At 51.5% G+C, this 373-nt stretch carries 1 protein-coding gene; it reads right to left on the minus strand.

Translation table 11 applies throughout. The annotated features are described in order from the left end of the window. On the minus strand, window positions 1-372 hold a 372-nt coding region (locus tag NNN64_RS23125; RefSeq protein ID WP_271442918.1), incomplete at its 3' end, for a glycosyltransferase N-terminal domain-containing protein. Window position 373: the final 1 nt, after the last annotated feature.

Raw genomic sequence — 373 nt, forward strand, 5'->3', positions numbered from 1 at the left:
GGCTGAACGTGCGGAAAGGCGTGCGTTGGCGATGACCAGCGGGATATGGCGCTTATGCAGTGCAGCGATCAAATTTGGCCAGAGCTCGTTTTCCATAATTAACACCAGTTTGGGGTCAACTTTATTCAGGAAACGTTTCAGTGCATCCGGTAAATCATAGGGAAGATAGATATGTTGAACGTCTGTGCCAAAAGCAGATTGATGTCTCAGAGCGCGGACTAATGGGATTGCTGCCAGCGTTTCACCAACGGAAACTGAATGGAGCATGATGCCGCCTGGTTTCAGTGGGCGGCGATAAAAACCGTAGCGTTCACCCCAGCGTTTACGGTACGCCGGAGCTTTACGTCCGCGCACCAAAAGCCGTATCCAGATC

It is taken from the genome of Citrobacter sp. Igbk 14, assembly GCF_028069825.1.
Taxonomy (GTDB): domain Bacteria; phylum Pseudomonadota; class Gammaproteobacteria; order Enterobacterales; family Enterobacteriaceae; genus Citrobacter.